Below are 21,177 nucleotides of genomic sequence, written 5' to 3'. Positions count from 1 at the left end.
CCATGTTAAACCAGCTAGAAAGCCTGACGGAGCGCGTTGGAGGAAGTAACACACTGGTGGATCGCTGGCTACATGTACGCAAGCATCTCCTCGTGGCGTATTACAATCTGGTCGGTCTTAAGCCTGGCAAAGAATCCTTTATGCGGCTGAACGAAAAAGCGCTGGATGATTTTTGTCAGAGCCTGGTCGACTACCTTTCCGACGGCCATTTCAACATTTATGAACGTATTATCCGCGAAATGGAAGGCACAACCCCCTGTTTAGCGGCCAGCAAACTTTGTCCGCTGCTGGAAGCCAACACCCAGCAGATCATGGATTACTACGATTCCACGCTCGAGAATGCCATCGATCACGATAATTATCTTGAGTTCCAGCAGGCGCTATCCGACCTCGGTGAAGCGCTGGAAGAACGATTCACGCTGGAAGATAAGCTGATTGCCCTCGCACTGGACCATGATTTGAACATCATTAACGAAGAGAACGTCGTGCGCCCTGCTTGAGTTCTTAATCGTTAACGAGTAATTTACAACCATTCGCCCCTCTCACGAGGGGGATTTTTCTTGTCGGAGTGCCCAGTGTGAAAGCACGGGCTGAGACCGTTAATTCGGGATCCGCGGAACCTGATCAGGCTAATACCTGCGAAGGGAACAAGAGTCACACTGCTGTTGTATCGCCCCCGGGCGATCTTCTCTTGCTTCATCCGTCGTCTGACAAGCCATGTCCTTCACTTTTGGAATGAGCTATGTCTACTACTAAACTGACCCGCCGCGAACAGCGCGAACACGCCCAACGCTTCATCGACACCCTGGAAGGCACCGCTTTCCCGAACTCGAAACGCATCTACATTTCCGGCTCGCAGGCCAATATCCGCGTCCCAATGCGTGAAATCCAGCTCAGCCCGACGCTTATTGGCGGCAGCAAAGATAACCCGCAGTACGAAGACAACGAAGCCGTACCGGTATACGACACCTCCGGTCCGTACGGCGACCCTTCTGTCGCCATCAACGTGCAGCAGGGTCTGGCAAAGCTGCGCCAGCCCTGGATTGACGCGCGTAACGACTGCGAAGAGCTGAGCGTGCGCAGCTCGGCGTACACCAAAGAGCGCCTGGCCGACGACGGTCTGGACGAGCTGCGCTTTACCGGCCTGCTGACGCCAAAACGCGCCATAGCAGGCAAATGCGTAACCCAGCTGCACTACGCGCGCCAGGGCATTATTACGCCGGAGATGGAGTTCATCGCCATTCGTGAAAACATGGGCCGCGAGCGTATCCGCAGCGAAGTGCTGCGCTACCAGCATCCGGGTGAAGGCTTCGGCGCTCGCCTGCCAGAGAACATCACGCCGGAGTTTGTGCGTGACGAAGTGGCCGCCGGGCGCGCCATTATCCCCGCCAACATCAACCACCCGGAATCCGAGCCGATGATTATTGGCCGCAACTTCCTGGTGAAGGTCAACGCGAACATCGGTAACTCGGCAGTGACCTCCTCCATCGAAGAAGAGGTGGAAAAGCTGGTCTGGTCCACGCGCTGGGGTGCGGACACGGTGATGGACCTCTCCACTGGCCGCTACATCCATGAAACCCGCGAGTGGATCCTGCGTAACAGCCCGGTGCCGATCGGTACCGTCCCGATTTATCAGGCGCTGGAGAAGGTCAACGGCATCGCCGAAAACCTCACCTGGGAGGCGTTCCGCGACACGCTGCTGGAGCAGGCCGAGCAGGGCGTGGACTACTTCACCATTCACGCGGGCGTGCTGTTGCGCTACGTGCCGATGACGGCGAAACGTCTGACCGGCATCGTCTCGCGCGGCGGCTCCATCATGGCGAAGTGGTGCCTGTCCCATCATCAGGAAAACTTCCTCTACGAGCACTTCCGCGAGATCTGCGAAATCTGTGCCGCGTACGATGTCTCTCTGTCGCTGGGCGACGGCCTGCGTCCGGGCTCTATTCGCGACGCGAATGACGAAGCGCAGTTTGCCGAGCTGCATACCCTGGGCGAGCTGACCAAAATCGCCTGGGAGTATGACGTGCAGGTAATGATTGAAGGCCCGGGACACGTGCCGATGCAGATGATCCGCCGCAACATGACCGAGGAGCTGGAGCACTGCCACGAAGCGCCGTTCTACACCCTGGGACCGTTGACCACCGATATTGCGCCGGGCTACGACCATTTCACCTCAGGGATTGGCGCGGCGATGATCGGCTGGTTTGGCTGCGCCATGCTCTGCTACGTCACGCCGAAAGAGCACCTCGGCCTGCCGAACAAAGAGGACGTGAAGCAGGGGCTGATTACCTACAAAATTGCTGCCCACGCGGCGGATCTGGCGAAAGGCCATCCGGGCGCGCAAATCCGCGACAACGCCATGTCCAAAGCGCGCTTTGAATTCCGCTGGGAAGACCAGTTCAACCTGGCGCTCGATCCGTTCACCGCCCGCGCCTATCACGACGAAACCCTGCCGCAGGAATCGGGCAAGGTGGCGCACTTCTGCTCCATGTGCGGGCCGAAGTTCTGCTCGATGAAAATCAGCCAGGAAGTACGCGACTACGCCGCCGCGCAGACCATTGAAGTCGGCATGGCGGATATGTCAGAAACCTTCCGCGCCAGAGGCGGCGAGATCTACCTCAAAAAAGAGGAGGCGTAATGTACCAGCCTGATTTTCCTCCCGTCCCCTTCCGCTTGGGGCTCTATCCGGTGGTGGACAGCGTGGAGTGGATCGCACGCCTTCTGGAGGCTGGCGTGCGAACCCTCCAGCTGCGCATCAAGGATAAACGCGATGAAGAGGTAGAAGCCGATGTGGTTGCTGCCATCGCACTGGGGCGTCGCTACAACGCCCGCCTGTTTATCAACGACTACTGGCGGCTGGCCGTTAAGCACCGGGCGTACGGCGTACATCTGGGTCAGGAGGACCTGGAAACTACCGACTTGAACGCCATCCGCCACGCTGGCCTGCGCCTTGGCGTTTCAACACACGATGATATGGAAATCGACGTGGCGCTGGCGGCCCGCCCCTCTTACATCGCCCTCGGTCACGTCTTCCCGACGCAAACCAAGCAGATGCCGTCCGCGCCGCAGGGGCTGAAGCAGTTGGCGAGCCACGTCGAACGCCTTGCCGATTACCCCACTGTCGCTATCGGCGGAATCAGCCTTGAACGCGCCCCGACGGTGCTGGAGACCGGCGTCGGCAGTATCGCCGTCGTCAGCGCCATCACCCAGGCGGCGGACTGGCGTTCCGCCACCGAACAGCTTTTACAGCTGGCAGGAGCAGGCGATGAATGATCGCGACTTTATGCGCTACAGCCGTCAGATCCTGCTGGAGGATATCGCCATTGACGGGCAGCAAACGCTGCTCGCCAGCCGGGTGTTGATTGTCGGTCTGGGCGGGTTAGGCGCGCCTGCCGCGCTCTATCTGGCCGGCGCGGGCGTGGGCACGCTGGTACTGGCTGACGACGACGAGGTGCACCTCAGCAACCTGCAGCGGCAAATTCTCTTTACGACAGAGGATATTAACCAGCCAAAAGCGCAGATTACCCGGCAGCGGCTGAGCCAGCTAAATCCGGATATCGAACTGATTGCTCTGCAGGAGCGGCTCAGCGGTGAAAGCCTGCGCCGTGAAGTCGCCCTTGCCGACGCGGTACTGGACTGTACCGACAATATGGCGACGCGTCAGGCGATCAACGCGGCCTGCGTGGCAGAGAATACGCCGCTTATCACCGCCAGCGCGGTCGGTTTCGGCGGTCAGATGATGGTCCTGACGCCGCCGTGGGCGCAGGGGTGCTATCGCTGCCTGTGGCCGGACGATGCCGAGCCAGAGCGCAACTGCCGCACGGCGGGTGTGCTTGGTCCGGTGGTGGGCGTGATGGGCACGCTGCAGGCGCTGGAGGCCATCAAGCTGCTCAGCGGCATGGAAACGGAGCGCAACACGCTGCGGCTGTTCGATGCCCGTTCCAGCGGCTGGCGCCATCTGGCGCTACACCGCGCCAGCCACTGCCCGGTATGCGGAGGCCGCGATGCGCATTCTGTTTAATGATGAGCCAATAAGCTGCGACGACGGCCTCACCGTTGCCGTACTGCTCGATAAATTACGTCAGCTCAAGCCGGGAACGGCGCTGGCGCTCAATCAACAGATCCTGCCGCGCGAGCAGTGGGAACGTCAGCAGGTCAACGAAGGCGACCAGATCCTGCTGTTTCAGGTTATCGCAGGGGGCTGAGATGTTACGTATTGCTGATAAAGTCTTTGATTCACATCTGTTTACCGGAACAGGCAAATTTTCCTCGCCGCAACTGATGGTGGATGCCATCCGTGAAAGCGGTAGCCAACTGGTGACGCTGGCGATGAAGCGCGTGGACCTACGCCAGCATAACGATGCCATTCTTGCCCCGTTACTGGAGGCAGGCGTTACGCTGTTGCCCAACACCTCGGGCGCGAAAACGGCCGAAGAGGCGATTTTCGCCGCACAGCTGGCGCGGGAAGCACTCGGCACCCGCTGGCTGAAGCTGGAAATTCACCCGGACGCCCGCTGGCTGCTGCCCGACCCGATCGAAACCCTGAAAGCCGCAGAAAAACTGGTGCAGCAGGGGTTTACCGTCCTGCCTTACTGCGGCGCCGATCCCGTGCTGTGTAAGCGTCTGGAAGAGGTCGGCTGTGCCGCCGTTATGCCGTTAGGGGCCCCCATTGGCTCTAATCAGGGGCTGGAAACCCGCGCGATGCTGGAGATCATCATCGAGCAGGCTACCGTGCCGGTGGTGGTGGATGCGGGCATTGGCGTACCCAGCCACGCCGCGCAGGCGCTGGAAATGGGCGCCGACGCGGTGCTGGTGAATACCGCCATTGCGGTTGCCGACGATCCAGTGATGATGGCGCGCGCGTTTCGTCTCGCAGTGGAGGCTGGCGTGCTGGCCAGAAAGTCCGGCCCCGGCTCGCGCAGTTTTCAGGCACAGGCCACCAGCCCGCTGACCGGTTTTCTGGAGGCGCTCTGATGACCAGCTTTACGGATCGCTGGCGCGAGCTTAACTGGGACGATATTGCCCTGCGCATCAACAGCAAAACGGCAGCTGACGTCGAGCGCGCGCTGAACGCCCGCCATCTGAGCCGTGAGGATTTAATGGCCCTGCTCTCTCCGGCGGCCAGCGCTTACCTTGAGCCGATGGCTCAACGTGCGCAGCGCCTCACCCGCCAGCGTTTTGGCAACACGGTAAGCTTCTACGTGCCGCTCTATCTCTCGAATCTGTGTGCCAACGACTGCACCTACTGCGGTTTCTCCATGAGCAACCGCATCAAGCGCAAAACGCTCGATGAAGGTGAAATTGCGCGCGAGTGTGCGGCCATTCGTGAAATGGGGTTCGAGCATCTTCTGCTGGTGACGGGCGAGCATCAGGGCAAAGTGGGGATGGACTATTTCCGCCAGCATCTGCCCGCGATACGTCGGGAGTTTGCGTCGTTGCAGATGGAGGTTCAGCCCCTGTCACAGGACGAGTATGCAGAGTTAAAAACGCTCGGGCTGGATGGCGTCATGGTCTATCAGGAAACCTACCACGAGGCGACGTACGCCCGGCATCACCTGAAGGGGAAGAAACAGGATTTCTTCTTCCGGCTGGAAACGCCGGACAGGCTGGGTCGCGCCGGGATCGACAAAATCGGTCTGGGTGCGCTAATCGGGCTTTCCGATAGCTGGCGGGTAGATTGCTACATGGTGGCAGAACATCTGCTGTGGTTGCAGCAACACTACTGGCAAAGCCGCTACTCCATTTCTTTCCCCCGGCTACGCCCCTGCGCAGGAGGCATTGAACCCGCTTCATTGATGGATGAACGCCAGCTGGTACAGACCATCTGCGCGTTTCGCCTGCTCGCCCCTGAAGTGGAATTATCGCTTTCAACACGTGAGTCCCCGGCGTTTCGCGATCGCGTCATCCCGCTGGCGATTAACAACGTCAGCGCGTTTTCCAAAACGCAGCCGGGCGGGTATGCAGACGACCATCCGGAGCTGGAGCAGTTTGCACCGCATGACGGACGACGTCCGGAAGCCGTTGCCGCCGCCCTGACGGCACAGGGTCTGCAGCCTGTCTGGAAAGACTGGGACAGCTGGCTGGGAAGAGCCTCGCAATGACGATGTAACGCACTGCAACACGGTAAAAAATTATCGAGGCGTTACGGAAAGGCAAAACCGGATGATTGTCAGCGATCGTCCGGTTTTTTATTGTCATCAGGTCAGCAACGGACGCTGACCAGGGCGAAAAGCTTCTTCCTCGTTTCGCCCTGCCTCCGATTCCGTGCATAAGAGGGGCACAAAAGTATGAATAAGGTATTTCTTAGTGATTCTTAAGATAAATCATCTCGCCTGAAATCGTGTTCCGTATAATTCACCGCTAACCGCAGGACAGCGACTATGCTGAGAGGATATCGGCAGACGAAAAATATTCACCATCAGGATCGATGTACAACTCATGGCACTTCACAGCAAAAAGCTCTCTTTCACCCGGCCCATTATGCTCAGCTTCGCGGGGATCCTGTGCAGTTTTGCGCTGATCGCAGTGGTGGTGATGCTTTCGCAGAGAAAGGATTTTCTCGAGGACTGTCATAAGATTAATAGTAATTTCACGCATAACCTGGCGGTGAACTACACTGAATCTATCCTGCGTGAAAACGACTATATCCTGGGCCGCTCCGCGATGTACTTTGCACGCGATGACAGGCTAAACGAGACGCTCAACGTCAACCCAACGCAAGGGCTGCAGATGATGATGCATTTGCAGAACCTGATGCCGACCGTGTCATCCATTTCGCTGGCCGACACCCAGGGACATTACCTGCGCGCGCCGGAAGTCTTTCCCACAAAAGAGAGTAAAACGTTCGATCCCCGGACGCGTCCGTGGTTTGTCGCTCAGGCAGAAGCCAGTATCTTCAGCCACTATACCCGCCCCTACATGGACTACTTCACCGGCCATCCGACGGTTACACTCTTTAAGCCATTGATTTCACCCGAAGGCCGTCTGAAAGGCACACTCGCTTTTCATCTCGACCTGACGTCGATGGGCTACACCCTGCGTCAGATGGTAGCGCCTGTTCAGGGCGAGTTCTTTGTCGTCGAACGTGACGGCGCCGTGGTGCTACATCCGGATACGGGCGCGCTATTCAAACAGTACGTGAGCGAAGCGCTGATGGACAAAATGACCAGCGGCGAAGGCCACCTTTATGATCGGAAAAGCAACGCCTGGTATTACTACTACTCTTTTACCAATCCGGACTGGTTTGTTATCTACCGGGTCTCTGGCGCAACGCTCGCCGACATCACCCGCCACGAAACGACGATCGTTGGCTGGGGGTTTGCCCTGGCGGCCATCGTTATCATCCTCTTCGGCCTTTACCTGCGTCATGCCTCGCGTACCGTGTTGATGACCATTATCAACGCGATCAAAACGGGCGATGTCAGTCAGGCACCGCGTCTGGAAGCGATGTTGAGCCACACCATCCAGTCCAATAAAGAGCGTGAGATGGCGTATGTCCGCCAGGCCACTCACGATGCGCTAACCGGCTGCAAAAACCGTCGCGCGTTCGATAGCGATGTGGAGGAATTATTAAGCGCCCACCAGTCCTTCGCAATGGCGCTGGTTGATATTGATAACTTCAAGTCGATTAACGACACGCTGGGTCACCTGACCGGTGATATTGTTCTGCGCAACGTGGCGCGCGAAGGGATCCAGATAATGCAGCCCCACCACGTCTCGGTCTATCGCTACGGTGGCGAAGAGTTCGCGGTGATTTTCCAGGCCGAGCAGATCGCTACCGCATTTTCATTGCTTGACGCATGGCGCACCGCCGTTGAAAGACGCGTCTGGCGGGAAGAAAATCTGCACGTCACGTTCAGTGCGGGTCTGGGTGAATGGCACTTCGAACCGCTGGAACAATTTGTAGGTAGTGTTGATAACGCGCTCTACGGTGCTAAAAAGCAGGGAAAAAACCGTATTGTTCGCACTGCCATCGGCTGACTTTCTCTCTTACTCGAAGAATTGTAACCGGTTTCAGAAAAATGCCGCTTTCTTTGTGATGCCTGACACACAATCGCGGTAAAGCGGTTGTTGAAGCTCTCTGTGCGGGATAATTATCAATAAACACATGTAGATCGAGGCTGATTATGAAGAACATCGTTTTATGCTGTGCAGCGGGAATGTCAACCAGCATGCTGGTTCAACGTATGAAAGACGCCGCGCAGAAAAAAGGGGTTGAAGTCACCATTAAAGCCGTTCCGGTTGCGGAGTTTAAAGACAATATCGCGACGGCCGACATCGTATTGCTGGGTCCACAGGTTAAATACGAGCAGGCAAAACTGCAGGCGCAGGCCGACCCGCTCGGCAAAAAGGTCGCGGTGATCGACATGATGGACTACGGCATGATGAAAGGTGATGCCGTACTGGAAAAAGCGCTCAAACTGCTGGAGTCATAATGGAAGACTTAGAAACAACGATCATGGAACTGCTGGTCAATGCTGGTGCGGCGCGCAGTGCGGCCCTGACGGCGCTCCAGATGGCGCGTAAAGGTGATTTTGACGAAGCTGAAAAAGCGATGGAAGAATCCCGCGAATATGTGAAGCATGCGCATACGATCCAGACGCAGCTTATCGGTCTTGACGAAGGGACAGGAAAACTCCCGGTTAACCTGATTACCGTTCACTCTCAGGACCACCTGATGAACGCGATGGTTATTCAGGATCTGGCGGGCGATATGATTGAGCTTTATCGTCGGATCCCGCTAGTGAATTGAAGACATGCAGATATAAAAAAACCCGCCGAGGCGGGTTTTTTATTTACGGCATCAACGATTACTCGTTGTCGGAACCGCCCAGACCTGCGTTCAGCAGTTCTGCCAGGCTCGCGGATGCATCTTCAGCAGTAACCTGCGGTGCAGCTGGCAGTTCGCCCGCTGCGCGACGACGCATACGATCCTGGTGGTACGCATAACCGGTACCGGCCGGGATCAGACGACCCACGATGACGTTCTCTTTCAGACCGCGCAGTTCATCACGTTTACCTGCAACAGCGGCTTCGGTCAGGACACGCGTGGTTTCCTGGAACGATGCTGCAGAGATGAAGGACTCGGTTGCCAGAGACGCTTTGGTGATACCCAGCAGATCGCGTGCGAAGGTCGCACCGATTTTGCCATTCGCTTCCAGATCGCGGTTAGCGATCTTAACGCGTGAGTATTCAACCTGCTCGCCTTCCAGGAAGTCGGAGCTGCCCGCATTTTCGATGGTTGCTTTACGCAGCATCTGACGAACGATAACTTCGATGTGCTTATCGTTAATCTTAACGCCCTGCAGGCGGTATACGTCCTGTACTTCGTTAACAATGTAACGAGTAACAGCATGCACACCACGCAGACGCAGGATGTCGTGCGGCGCTTCTGGACCGTCGGAAACCACGTCACCACGTTCTACACGTTCACCTTCGAACACGTTGAGCTGACGCCACTTAGGAATCATCTCTTCGTACGGCTCGCTGCCATCTACTGGGGTGATAACCAGACGGCGCTTACCTTTGGTCTCTTTACCGAAGGAGATGATGCCGCTGATTTCAGCCAGGATTGCAGGCTCTTTCGGACGACGTGCTTCGAACAGGTCCGCAACGCGTGGCAGACCACCGGTGATGTCCTTGGTACCGCCGGATTCCTGAGGAATACGCGCCAGGGTGTCACCAGAGCTGATCTGTACGCCATCTTCCAGCTGTACAATCGCTTTACCCGGCAGGAAGTACTGCGCAGGCATATCGGTACCTGGGATCAGAACGTCGTTACCCTGAGCATCAACGATTTTCAGTGCAGGACGCAGATCTTTACCGCCGGTAGTACGTTCAGCAGAATCCAGAACCACCAGAGAAGACAGACCGGTCAGCTCGTCGGTCTGACGAGTAATGGTCTGGCCGTCAATCATGTCAGTAAAGCGGATGAAACCACTTACTTCGGTGATAACCGGCATGGTGTGTGGATCCCAGTTTGCAACGGTTTCACCGCCGGCAACCTGCTCGCCATCACCTTTCGCCATAACCGCACCGTAAGGCACTTTATAGCTCTCTTTGGTACGACCGAATTCGTCGATCAGCTTCAGCTCGGTGTTACGAGAGGTCACAACCAGCTTGCCTGCGGAGTTAACAACAGACTTCGCGTTGCTGAGCTTGATGCTACCTTTGTTTTTCACCTGAATGCTGGATTCAGCAGCCGCACGAGATGCCGCACCACCGATGTGGAACGTACGCATCGTCAGCTGTGTACCCGGCTCACCGATGGACTGTGCCGCGATAACGCCGATGGCTTCACCTTTGTTGATGATGTGGCCACGCGCCAGGTCACGACCGTAGCAGTGCGCACACACACCAAAGTCGGTATCACAGGATACAACGGAACGCACTTTCACGGAGTCAACAGAGTTCGCTTCCAGCAGGTCACACCACTGTTCGTGCAGCAGCGTATTGCGTGGAACCAGAATGTCTGCGGTGCCCGGCTTCAGAATGTCTTCCGCGGTCACACGACCCAGTACGCGATCGCGCAGCGGCTCTTTAACATCACCACCCTCGATAACCGGGGTCATGGTGATACCTTCGAGGGTGCCACAATCGTCTTCGGTCACCACCAGATCCTGCGCAACGTCAACCAGACGACGCGTCAGATAACCGGAGTTCGCTGTCTTCAGTGCGGTATCCGCCAGACCTTTACGCGCACCGTGCGTGGAGATGAAGTACTGGAGTACGTTCAGGCCTTCACGGAAGTTCGCGGTGATTGGCGTTTCGATGATGGAGCCATCTGGCTTCGCCATCAGACCACGCATACCTGCCAGCTGACGAATCTGTGCTGCAGAACCACGCGCACCGGAGTCGGCCATCATGTAGATGCTGTTGAAGGAAACCTGCTGCTCTTCGACGCCGTCACGGTTAATCACGGTTTCGGTCTGCAGGTTATCCATCATCGCTTTGGATACACGATCGTTCGCCGCTGCCCAGATATCGATAACTTTGTTGTAGCGTTCGCCCGCGGTAACCAGACCAGACTGGAACTGCTCCTGGATCTCAGCAACTTCGGCTTCCGCTTCAGAGATGATCTCATGTTTCTTCTCTGGGATGACCATGTCATCAATACCAACAGATGCACCTGAACGCGCTGCATAAGCAAAGCCGGTATACATTGTCTGGTCAGCGAAGATAACGGTCGGCTTCAGACCCAGAATGCGGTAACAGGTGTTCAGCATTTTGGAGATCGCTTTCTTGCCCAGCGCCTGGTTGACGATGGAGAAAGGCAGACCTTTCGGTACGATCATCCACAGAATGGCACGGCCAACGGTCGTGTCTTTCAGGCTGGTTTTCGCAACGAATTCGCCGTTTGCATCTTTTTCGTATTCAGTGATACGCACTTTAACGCGCGCATGCAGAGAGGCCAGGCCAGCGCGATAAATACGCTCAGCTTCTTTCGGGCCAGTCAGCACCATGCCTTCGCCTTTGGCGTTAACACAGTCACGGGTCATGTAGTACAGACCCAATACAACGTCCTGAGAAGGAACGATGATTGGTTCACCGTTCGCTGGAGACAGGATGTTGTTGGTAGACATCATCAGCGCACGCGCTTCGAGCTGGGCTTCCAGCGTCAGCGGTACGTGAACAGCCATCTGGTCACCATCGAAGTCGGCGTTATAGGCCGCACAAACCAGCGGGTGCAGCTGGATAGCTTTACCTTCGATCAGGACCGGCTCAAATGCCTGGATACCCAGACGGTGCAGTGTTGGTGCACGGTTCAGCAGTACCGGGTGTTCGCGGATAACTTCGTCCAGGATATCCCAAACGACAGCTTCTTCACGCTCAACCATTTTCTTAGCGGCTTTGATGGTGGTGGCCAGGCCACGCAGTTCCAGCTTGCCGTAGATGAACGGTTTGAACAGCTCCAGTGCCATTTTCTTCGGCAGACCGCACTGATGCAGACGCAGGTATGGACCTACGGTGATTACAGAACGACCGGAGTAGTCAACACGCTTACCGAGCAGGTTCTGACGGAAACGACCCTGCTTACCTTTGATCATGTCGGCCAAAGATTTCAGAGGACGTTTGTTAGAACCGGTGATCGCACGACCGCGACGACCGTTATCCAGCAGGGCATCTACCGCTTCCTGCAGCATACGTTTTTCGTTGCGTACGATGATGTCCGGCGCAGCCAGATCCAGCAGACGTTTCAGACGGTTGTTACGGTTGATCACGCGACGATACAGATCGTTCAGATCGGACGTTGCGAAACGACCACCATCCAGCGGAACCAGCGGACGCAGATCTGGCGGCAGAACCGGTAGAACGGTCAGGATCATCCACTCTGGCTTGTTACCAGACTGAACGAACGCTTCCAGCAGTTTGATACGCTTGGTCAGCTTTTTACGCTTGGTTTCGGAGTTGGTTTCGTTCAGCTCTTCACGCAGCTGCTCGCACTCCTGCTCCAGATCCATGCTCTTCAGCAGGGCCTGAATAGCTTCCGCACCCATCTTCGCGTCGAATTCGTCACCGAACTCTTCCAGAGCGTCCAGATACTGCTCTTCAGTCAGGATCTGGTGACGTTCCAGGTTCGTCATCCCGCCTTCGATAACCACATAAGATTCGAAGTACAGTACACGTTCAATATCGCGCAGCGGCATATCCAGCAGCAGGCCGATACGGGACGGCAGAGATTTCAGGAACCAGATGTGAGCAGTTGGAGACGCCAGCTCGATGTGGCCCATACGCTCACGGCGTACTTTGGTCTGGGTCACTTCAACGCCGCACTTCTCACAGATCACACCGCGGTGTTTCAGGCGCTTGTACTTACCGCACAGGCACTCGTAATCTTTTACTGGCCCGAAAATACGCGCACAGAAAAGGCCGTCACGCTCAGGTTTGAACGTACGGTAGTTGATGGTTTCCGGCTTTTTAACTTCACCGAAAGACCATGAACGGATCATGTCTGGCGAAGCCAGAGCAATTTTGATCGCATCAAACTCTTCGGTTTTAGTCTGCGCTTTCAGAAACTTTAATAAATCTTTCACGGATTTGCTCCCGTCGGAGTTAGCACAATCCGGTGTCGGGGGTTAACCCGACACCAGTGACCTGTTTGAGCGAGAATTACTCGTCTTCCAGTTCGATGTTGATACCCAGCGAACGAATCTCTTTCAACAGTACGTTGAAGGATTCTGGCATGCCCGGTTCCATCTGATGGTTGCCGTCCACGATGTTCTTATACATCTTGGTACGACCGTTCACGTCATCAGACTTAACGGTGAGCATTTCCTGCAGGGTGTATGCTGCGCCGTATGCTTCCAGCGCCCACACTTCCATCTCCCCGAAGCGCTGACCACCGAACTGAGCCTTACCACCCAGCGGCTGCTGAGTAACCAGGCTGTAAGAACCGGTAGAACGAGCGTGCATCTTGTCGTCGACCAGGTGGTTCAGTTTCAGCATGTACATGTAACCTACGGTTACTGGACGCTCAAACTGTTCACCGGTACGGCCGTCAAACAGCGTAATCTGACCAGACGTTGGCAGACCACCCAGTTGCAGCAGCTCTTTAATTTCAGCTTCTTTTGCACCGTCGAATACCGGCGTTGCAATTGGCATCCCTTTGCGCAGGTTCTCTGCCAGACGCAGCACTTCTTCATCGCTGAAGGTGTTCAGGTCGACTTTCTGACGCACGTCGGTACCCAGATCGTAGGCACGCTGGATGAATTCGCGCAGTTTCGCGACTTCCTGCTGCTGTTTCAGCATGGCATTGATCTTGTCGCCGATACCTTTCGCAGCCATACCCAGGTGGGTTTCCAGAATCTGACCGATGTTCATACGAGACGGTACGCCCAGCGGGTTCAGTACGATATCTACCGGCGTACCGTTAGCATCGTGCGGCATATCTTCGATCGGGTTGATCTTAGAGATAACACCCTTGTTACCGTGACGACCTGCCATCTTATCACCAGGCTGGATCTGACGTTTAACGGCCAGATAGACCTTAACAATCTTCAGCACGCCTGGTGCCAGATCGTCGCCCTGAGTGATTTTGCGGCGTTTCGCTTCGAGTTTTTTCTCGAACTCGTGTTTCAGTTCGTCATACTGCTCAGCCAGCTGTTCCAGCTGATTTTGTTTCTCTTCGTCGGTCAGGCCGAGTTCCAGCCAGCGATCGCGTGGCAGTTTGTCGAGCTTCTCAGCTTCAACGCCACCGGCAACCAGCACCGCATAGATACGGCTGAACAGACCTGCTTCGAGGATCTGCAGTTCTTCAGACAGGTCTTTCTTAGCCTGTTTGAGCTGCATCTCTTCGATTTCCAGCGCACGCTTATCTTTCTCAACGCCGTCACGAGTGAAGACCTGAACGTCGATAACCGTACCGGAAACACCGTTTGGTACGCGCAGAGAAGAGTCTTTAACGTCAGACGCTTTCTCACCGAAGATTGCACGCAGCAGTTTCTCTTCTGGCGTCAGCTGGGTTTCACCTTTCGGCGTTACCTTACCAACCAGAATGTCGCCGCCGGTCACTTCCGCACCGATGTAAACAATACCGGATTCATCCAGCTTGGAGAGCGCAGCTTCACCCACGTTAGGGATGTCGGCAGTGATCTCTTCTGGCCCCAGCTTGGTGTCACGAGACACACAGGCCAGTTCCTGAATGTGGATTGTGGTGAAACGATCTTCCTGAACCACACGCTCGGAAACGAGGATGGAGTCTTCGAAGTTGTAACCGTTCCACGGCATGAACGCTACGCGCATGTTCTGACCGAGCGCCAGTTCACCGAGGTCGGTGGACGGGCCGTCTGCCAGCACGTCGCCGCGCTCAACTGGCTCACCCAGAGATACGCAAGGCATCTGGTTGATACAGGTGTTCTGGTTAGAACGGGTGTATTTGGTCAGGTTGTAGATGTCGATACCCGCTTCGCCCGGATACATCTCGTCTTCGTTAACTTTGATAACGATACGGGATGCGTCAACGTACTGAACGGTACCGCCACGCTTAGCAACTGCAGTAACACCGGAGTCAACGGCAACAGCACGTTCCATACCGGTACCAACCAGCGGCTTATCAGCGCGCAGAGTTGGAACGGCCTGACGTTGCATGTTCGCACCCATCAATGCACGGTTGGCGTCATCGTGTTCCAGGAACGGGATCAGGGACGCACCGACGGATACCACCTGCTGGGTGGATACGTCCATGTAGTCAACCTGGTCGCGGCTGAACAAGCTGGATTCGCCTTTGCTACGGCAGGTAACCAGATCTTCTACAAAGTGGCCTTCGTCATCCAGGTTGGAGTTCGCCTGAGCGATAACGTAGTTGCCTTCTTCGATAGCAGACAGGTAGTGAATTTCGTCGGTAACAACACCGTCAGTCACTTTACGATACGGGGTCTCAAGGAAACCGTATTCGTTCGTCTGTGCGTACACGGACAGGGAGTTGATCAGACCGATGTTTGGACCTTCAGGCGTTTCGATTGGACATACGCGACCGTAGTGAGTCGGGTGTACGTCTCGAACTTCAAAGCCTGCACGTTCACGGGTCAGACCGCCTGGGCCGAGTGCAGAGATACGACGTTTGTGCGTAATCTCAGACAGCGGGTTGTTCTGGTCCATGAACTGAGACAGCTGGCTGGAACCGAAGAACTCTTTCACTGCTGCAGAAATCGGCTTGGCGTTGATCATATCCTGAGGCATCAGGGTATCCAGATCGCCCAGTGACAGACGCTCTTTCACCGCACGTTCTACACGAACCAGGCCAACGCGGAACTGGTTTTCCGCCATTTCGCCTACGGAACGGATACGACGGTTGCCGAGGTGGTCGATATCGTCCACTTCGCCTTTGCCGTTACGGATATCGATGAGCTTCTTCATCACTTCAATGATGTCGTCTTTGCTCAGGATACCGGAACCTTCGATTTCGTCGCGCAGCAGAGAACGGTTGAACTTCATACGACCAACCGCGGACAGATCGTAGCGGTCTTCGGAGAAGAACAGGTTCTCGAACAGGCTTTCAGCCGCTTCGCGAGTTGGTGGCTCACCAGGACGCATCATGCGGTAGATTTCTACCAGCGCGCTCAGACGATCGTTGGTTGGGTCGACGCGTACAGTCTCAGAGATGTACGGACCGTGGTCCAGATCGTTGGTGAACAGCGTTTCGATACGTTTGTGGCCAGCCTGGCTCAGCTTAGCCAGCAGATCCAGGCTCAGCTCCATGTTAGCCGGGCAGATCAGCTCGCCAGTTGATTCATCAACGTAATCTTTCGCGGCTACTTTTCCTGCAATGTATTCAACCGGAACTTCGATGTGTTTGATATCATCTTTTTCCAGCTGACGGATGTGGCGCGCGGTGATACGGCGACCTTTTTCCACATACACTTTGCCGTCGGCTTCGATGTCGAACGACGCGGTCTCACCACGCAGACGTTCCGGCACCAGCTCCATCTGCAGCTTGTTGTCGCGGATTTCAAAGATCACTTTCTCAAAGAACAGGTCCAGGATCTGCTCAGTGGTATAGTTCAGTGCACGCAGAATGATGGTTGCAGGCAGTTTACGACGACGGTCGATACGGACAAACAGGTTGTCTTTCGGATCGAACTCGAAGTCCAGCCATGAACCACGGTAAGGAATGATGCGTGCGTTATACAGTACTTTACCGGAAGAGTGTGTTTTACCTTTATCGCTGTCGAAGAAGACGCCCGGGCTACGATGCAGCTGGGAAACGATAACACGCTCAGTACCGTTGATAACGAAAGTACCGTTGTCTGTCATGAGTGGAATCTCACCCATGTAGACTTCTTGTTCTTTAATGTCTTTTACGGTGCCTTCCGGCGCTTCGCGCTCGTAGATCACCAGACGCAGTTTTACGCGCAGCGGTGCGGAATAGGTCACGCCACGGATCTGACATTCCTGAACGTCAAACACCGGTTCGCCAAGGCGGTAGCTGACGTACTGCAGCTCGGAGTTACCGCTGTAGCTCTGAATCGGGAACACGGAACGGAAGGCTGCTTCCAGACCGTACTGCCCTTCAGGATCTTGCTCGATAAACTTCTGGAACGAGTCAAGCTGGATAGAAAGGAGATATGGAATGTCCAGAACTTGTGGACGTTTACCAAAATCCTTACGAATACGTTTTTTCTCGGTATAGGAGTAAACCATAGGGTTCCTCAGCTCGCTGACAAGTCGACCCATCTGTCCGACGAAGGGACAGTTTGTGCAACACCATTTTGTGGACCGGAAAATTGAATACTTTCCGCAATACCTGTTGCTATCACGCTTAAACCATTTCATTGCGATTTACACAGAGCGAGCACCCTGTCGCAGTATATTAAGTCGTCGATAGAAACAAGCATTGTCAGGACAATCAGCAGTCAAACAGTGTGAAATGCTACTGATGCCTTACAGCGCAAAAAGGCTGGTGACTAAAAAGTCACCAGCCATCAGCCTAATTTCTTAGGCTGCAACCAGAAAAGTTGGCTTATTTAACTTCAACTTCAGCGCCAGCTTCTTCCAGAGATTTTTTCAGTGCTTCTGCGTCGTCTTTGCTCACGCCTTCTTTCAGCGCAGCTGGAGCAGATTCTACCAGGTCTTTAGCTTCTTTCAGACCCAGGCCAGTTGCGCCACGTACTGCTTTGATAACAGCAACTTTGTTCGCGCCAGCAGCTTTCAGAATTACGTCGAATTCAGTTTTTTCTTCAGCAGCTTCAGCCGGGCCCGCAGCTACAGCTACAGCAGCAGCAGCAGAAACACCGAATTTTTCTTCCATTGCAGAAACCAGCTCTACAACGTCCATTACGGACATAGCTGCTACTGCTTCAATGATTTGATCTTTAGTGATAGACATTTAAATTGTTCCTGAAAATCAGAATAAGTTTATACGTAAGCAAATGCTTTATAAAGATAACTGAGATTAAGCAGCTTCTTTCGCATCGCGTACAGCAGCCAGAGTGCGAACCAGTTTGCCAGCCGCAGCTTCTTTCATGGTTGCCATCAGGCGTGCAATTGCTTCTTCGTAGGTCGGCAGGGTTGCCAGGCGATCGATTTGCGATGCCGGGATCAACTCACCTTCAAAGGCTGCAGCTTTGACCTCAAATTTTGCATTCGCTTTCGCGAACTCTTTGAACAGACGAGCAGCAGCGCCCGGGTGTTCCATAGAGTATGCAATCAGGGTCGGACCAACAAACGTGTCTTTCAGGCACTCGAACTGAGTACCTTCAACTACGCGGCGCAGCAGGGTGTTACGAACAACACGCATGTATACGCCAGCTTCACGACCTGCTTTACGCAGTTCAGTCATTTTGTCTACAGTAACGCCACGGGAATCCGCAACTACTGCAGACAGCGCGCCTTTGGCTACTTCGCTGACTTCAGCAACAATCGCTTGTTTGTCTTGAAGATTTAAAGCCATTAGCTTTGCTCCTGGATGTTTGCCGGAACTCATGTTCCGGAACTCACTTCACTCGACCCAACGGGAAGAGCGTCTTAATACGGTGAGCAGAAACAAGCCAGAGTATTGAAAATAATCTTAGCGTTCTGTCACCGTCTACGCAGGGGATTAAGTCTCTTGCGAAACACCTGCGGTCTTCGACGGAGGCCTGGATTAGGCCAGGCTCCAACGAACAAATCTTTTAGCCGCTAACTTTCGTTAGCAAACGTGGGGGTAAGATTGTAGACAAAATCACCGCCCACGTAAAGGCATTAGTTTGCAGCAGCGCTCAGACCAGCCTGGTCAACTGCAACACCTGCACCCATGGTGGTGGAGATGCTAACTTTCTTGATGTACACGCCTTTCGCCTGAGTTGGTTTTGCTTTTTTCAGCGCAACCAGCAGAGCTTCCAGGTTTTCTTTCAGTTTGTCAGCGTCAAAGTCCACTTTACCGATGGTGGTGTGGATGATGCCGTTTTTGTCGTTACGATAACGAACCTGACCTGCTTTAGCGTTCTTAACCGCTTCAGCAACGTTAGGGGTTACAGTACCCACTTTCGGGTTTGGCATCAGGCCGCGTGGACCCAGAACCTGGCCCAGCTGGCCAACAACGCGCATTGCATCTGGAGAAGCAATAACAACGTCAAAGTTCATTTCGCCTTTCTTGATCTGATCAGCCAGATCTTCCATACCTACCAGTTCAGCGCCGGCAGCTTTAGCAGCTTCAGCGTTTGCACCCTGAGCAAATACAGCTACACGAACGGAACGGCCAGTACCGTGTGGCAGTACAGTTGCGCCACGAACGTTCTGATCGGATTTACGAGCGTCGATGCCCAGGTTAACGGCAACGTCAACGCTTTCAACGAACTTAGCAGTTGCCAGTTCTTTCAGCAGAGCGATAGCTTCGTTGATGTCGTACTGTTTGGTCGCATCAACTTTGTCACGGATCACGGACATGCGCTTGGTCAGTTTAGCCATTTCTTAGTCCTCCACTACCAGGCCCATGGAACGCGCAGTACCTTCGATGGAGCGAGTCATCGCTTCAATGTCGGCACCAGTCATGTCGGCAGCTTTGGTCTGCGCGATTTCCTGCAGCTGAGCGCGGGAAATTTTACCCACTTTGTCTTTGTTCGGTTTACCGGAACCAGACTTGATACCAGCCGCTTTCTTCAGCAGAACTGCTGCTGGAGGGGTTTTGGTAACGAAAGTGAAAGAACGGTCAGCGTAAACAGTGATTACGACTGGGATTGGCAGACCTTTTTCCAGGGATTCGGTTTTTGCGTTGAACGCTTTACAGAATTCCATGATGTTCACACCCTGCTGACCCAGAGCTGGACCAACTGGTGGACTTGGGTTCGCCATACCAGCTGCAACCTGCAGCTTGACGTAGGCTTGTACTTTCTTAGCCATTCTAAAATCCTCTGATTGGGTAATAGCGCCTCAGGGAGGCTCCCCGTGAATAAAATTCGTTTTACGGGCCGTAACCCATAAAAACAAAAGGCGCGAAATTGTATTCCAATCTCGCGCCTTGTGCAACGATTAAATCGTCGCTTTTTTGATCGCTGCTTAGGCTTTTTCGACCTGGGCAAAGTCCAGTTCTACCGGGGTCGCACGACCGAAGATAGAAACAGAAACTTTCAGGCGGGACTTCTCGTAGTCCACTTCTTCAACCACGCCATTAAAGTCAGCAAACGGACCGTCATTAACACGAACCATTTCACCCGGTTCAAACAGCGTTTTCGGACGCGGCTTATCACCCACCTGCTGCAGGCGGTTCATAATCGCATCAACTTCTTTGTCGCTGATTGGCGCCGGGCGGTCAGACGTGCCGCCGATAAAGCCCATCACGCGCGGTACGCTGCGCACCAGGTGCCAGCTCGCGTCGTTCATAACCATCTGAACCAGCACGTAACCCGGGAAGAATTTGCGCTCGCTTTTGCGACGCTGGCCGCCACGGATCTCAACCACTTCTTCGGTCGGAACCATAACTTCACCAAACAACTCTTCCATGTTGTGTAATTTGATATGCTCACGCAGCGACGTTGCTACGCGGCCTTCAAAACCGGAAAACGCCTGAACGACGTACCAGCGCTTTTTAGGGGCTTCAGACATCTCAGAACCTCAGGCCAGTGATAAAGGATACCAGGCGAACCAGAATACCATCCAGTCCCCACAGGATCAGTGACATTACAGCGGTAACCGCCGCTACGATCAGCGTGGTGTGCAATGTTTCCTGGCGAGTCGGCCAAATTACCTTGCGGACTTCGGTACGCGCTTCGCGGGCAAAAGCGACAGTCGCTTTGCCTTTCGTCGTCAACAGCGCGACACCACCCGCTGCAGCAATCAGAATTACCACTGCAAGCGCGCGTAGCGGCAGCATAATGTCACGATAAAGGTAGTTGCCGACAATCGCTACGATCAGCAGAACGGCTACTACTACCCATTTCATCGCTTCCAGGCCGCGCCCGCTCCCTTGAGCTTCGGTATTCGCACTCATAAACCAACCTGTCAGAAGTATTCTACAAACATTTTCACCCCGCGATCGCGAGGCAAACCAAATCGAAATGCTAATTCGCTTTTCGAATTATACGCTCTCTGCAGAGCCTGTCTCAGCAATGATTATGACAAAAATAATCACTGATGAGCCAGGTTCTGGCGTGAAAGCGTGCAAAAAGGGCATCAAATGATGCCCTTTTATTGCGCATTGCGTCAAATGTTATCAGCAATTAGCCGAGAACTTTAGCAACCACGCCCGCGCCAACGGTACGGCCA

At 54.6% G+C, this 21,177-nt stretch carries 18 protein-coding genes and 1 riboswitch; of the genes, 10 read left to right on the top strand and 8 right to left on the bottom strand.

Going from position 1 to position 21,177, the window contains the following annotated elements; translation table 11 throughout:
- The first annotated feature begins 2 nt into the window (after positions 1-2).
- The 10 genes from rsd to D5066_RS22240 all read left to right on the top strand — a co-directional run bounded on the left by rsd (position 3) and on the right by D5066_RS22240 (position 8,752).
- Positions 3-500, top strand: coding sequence for a sigma D regulator (rsd, locus tag D5066_RS22285; RefSeq protein WP_119917244.1), 498 nt, complete (start codon positions 3-5; stop codon positions 498-500).
- 54 nt (positions 501-554) lie between these two features.
- Positions 555-664: riboswitch (TPP riboswitch) on the top strand.
- 78 nt (positions 665-742) lie between these two features.
- The gene (gene thiC / locus D5066_RS22280; protein ID WP_119917243.1) at positions 743-2,638 is read left to right on the top strand and encodes a phosphomethylpyrimidine synthase ThiC; all 1,896 of its coding nucleotides are present in this window, start codon (positions 743-745) and stop codon (positions 2,636-2,638) included.
- The gene (thiE, locus tag D5066_RS22275) at positions 2,638-3,273 is read left to right on the top strand and encodes a thiamine phosphate synthase (RefSeq protein ID WP_119917242.1); all 636 of its coding nucleotides are present in this window, start codon (positions 2,638-2,640) and stop codon (positions 3,271-3,273) included. The genes thiC and thiE overlap by 1 nt, the downstream gene beginning before the upstream one ends.
- A complete protein-coding gene (locus D5066_RS22270; protein WP_119917241.1) occupies positions 3,266-4,021 on the top strand; it encodes a HesA/MoeB/ThiF family protein in 756 nt (251 codons plus the stop codon). The genes thiE and D5066_RS22270 overlap by 8 nt, the downstream gene beginning before the upstream one ends.
- A complete protein-coding gene (gene thiS / locus D5066_RS22265) occupies positions 4,005-4,205 on the top strand; it encodes a sulfur carrier protein ThiS (protein ID WP_119917240.1) in 201 nt (66 codons plus the stop codon). Before D5066_RS22270 ends, thiS begins: the two co-directional genes overlap by 17 nt.
- Before the next feature lies 1 nt (position 4,206).
- Complete coding sequence (thiG, locus tag D5066_RS22260; protein WP_119917239.1) at positions 4,207-4,974, top strand: thiazole synthase; 768 nt, start codon at positions 4,207-4,209, stop codon at positions 4,972-4,974.
- Complete coding sequence (thiH, locus tag D5066_RS22255; RefSeq protein WP_119917238.1) at positions 4,974-6,101, top strand: 2-iminoacetate synthase ThiH; 1,128 nt, start codon at positions 4,974-4,976, stop codon at positions 6,099-6,101. Before thiG ends, thiH begins: the two co-directional genes overlap by 1 nt.
- A gap of 337 nt (positions 6,102-6,438) precedes the next feature.
- Entirely contained in the window at positions 6,439-7,980 is a 1,542-nt protein-coding gene (locus D5066_RS22250) for a sensor domain-containing diguanylate cyclase (protein WP_119917237.1), read from the top strand.
- 146 nt (positions 7,981-8,126) lie between these two features.
- The gene (locus tag D5066_RS22245) at positions 8,127-8,435 is read left to right on the top strand and encodes a PTS sugar transporter subunit IIB (RefSeq protein WP_010425948.1); all 309 of its coding nucleotides are present in this window, start codon (positions 8,127-8,129) and stop codon (positions 8,433-8,435) included.
- Positions 8,435-8,752 (top strand): PTS lactose/cellobiose transporter subunit IIA, encoded by a 318-nt coding sequence (locus tag D5066_RS22240; RefSeq protein WP_003862327.1) that lies wholly within the window; start codon positions 8,435-8,437, stop codon positions 8,750-8,752. The genes D5066_RS22245 and D5066_RS22240 overlap by 1 nt, the downstream gene beginning before the upstream one ends.
- Positions 8,753-8,810: 58 nt before the next feature.
- Here D5066_RS22240 and rpoC read toward each other — a convergent pair whose 3' ends face one another.
- From rpoC to secE, 8 genes are all read right to left on the bottom strand, one after another.
- Positions 8,811-13,034: a DNA-directed RNA polymerase subunit beta' gene (rpoC, locus tag D5066_RS22235; protein ID WP_080330432.1), complete on the bottom strand. Its 4,224-nt coding sequence runs from the start codon at positions 13,032-13,034 to the stop codon at positions 8,811-8,813.
- Positions 13,035-13,110: 76 nt separating this feature from the next.
- Positions 13,111-17,139 carry a DNA-directed RNA polymerase subunit beta gene (rpoB, locus tag D5066_RS22230; protein WP_008503453.1) on the bottom strand — a complete coding sequence of 1,343 codons (4,029 nt, stop codon included), beginning with the start codon at positions 17,137-17,139 and terminating at the stop codon, positions 13,111-13,113.
- Positions 17,140-17,458: 319 nt separating this feature from the next.
- Positions 17,459-17,824 carry a 50S ribosomal protein L7/L12 gene (gene rplL, locus D5066_RS22225; protein ID WP_002445276.1) on the bottom strand — a complete coding sequence of 122 codons (366 nt, stop codon included), beginning with the start codon at positions 17,822-17,824 and terminating at the stop codon, positions 17,459-17,461.
- 66 nt (positions 17,825-17,890) lie between these two features.
- On the bottom strand, positions 17,891-18,388 hold the full coding sequence (gene rplJ / locus D5066_RS22220) for a 50S ribosomal protein L10 (protein WP_003862338.1): 498 nt from the start codon (positions 18,386-18,388) through the stop codon (positions 17,891-17,893).
- Between the two features lie 290 nt (positions 18,389-18,678).
- Positions 18,679-19,383, bottom strand: coding sequence for a 50S ribosomal protein L1 (gene rplA / locus D5066_RS22210; RefSeq protein ID WP_006810530.1), 705 nt, complete (start codon positions 19,381-19,383; stop codon positions 18,679-18,681).
- Between the two features lie 3 nt (positions 19,384-19,386).
- Positions 19,387-19,815 (bottom strand): 50S ribosomal protein L11, encoded by a 429-nt coding sequence (gene rplK / locus D5066_RS22205; RefSeq protein ID WP_008503452.1) that lies wholly within the window; start codon positions 19,813-19,815, stop codon positions 19,387-19,389.
- Between the two features lie 156 nt (positions 19,816-19,971).
- On the bottom strand, positions 19,972-20,517 hold the full coding sequence (gene nusG, locus D5066_RS22200; RefSeq protein WP_003862341.1) for a transcription termination/antitermination protein NusG: 546 nt from the start codon (positions 20,515-20,517) through the stop codon (positions 19,972-19,974).
- 1 nt (position 20,518) lies between these two features.
- A complete protein-coding gene (gene secE, locus D5066_RS22195; protein WP_013094999.1) occupies positions 20,519-20,902 on the bottom strand; it encodes a preprotein translocase subunit SecE in 384 nt (127 codons plus the stop codon).
- Positions 20,903-21,177: the final 275 nt, after the last annotated feature.

The sequence above is a fragment of the Enterobacter chuandaensis genome (assembly GCF_003594915.1).
GTDB lineage: Bacteria > Pseudomonadota > Gammaproteobacteria > Enterobacterales > Enterobacteriaceae > Enterobacter > Enterobacter chuandaensis.
The sequence above is the reverse complement of the archived record's forward strand: the minus strand, read 5'-3'. Positions and strand labels throughout refer to the sequence as shown.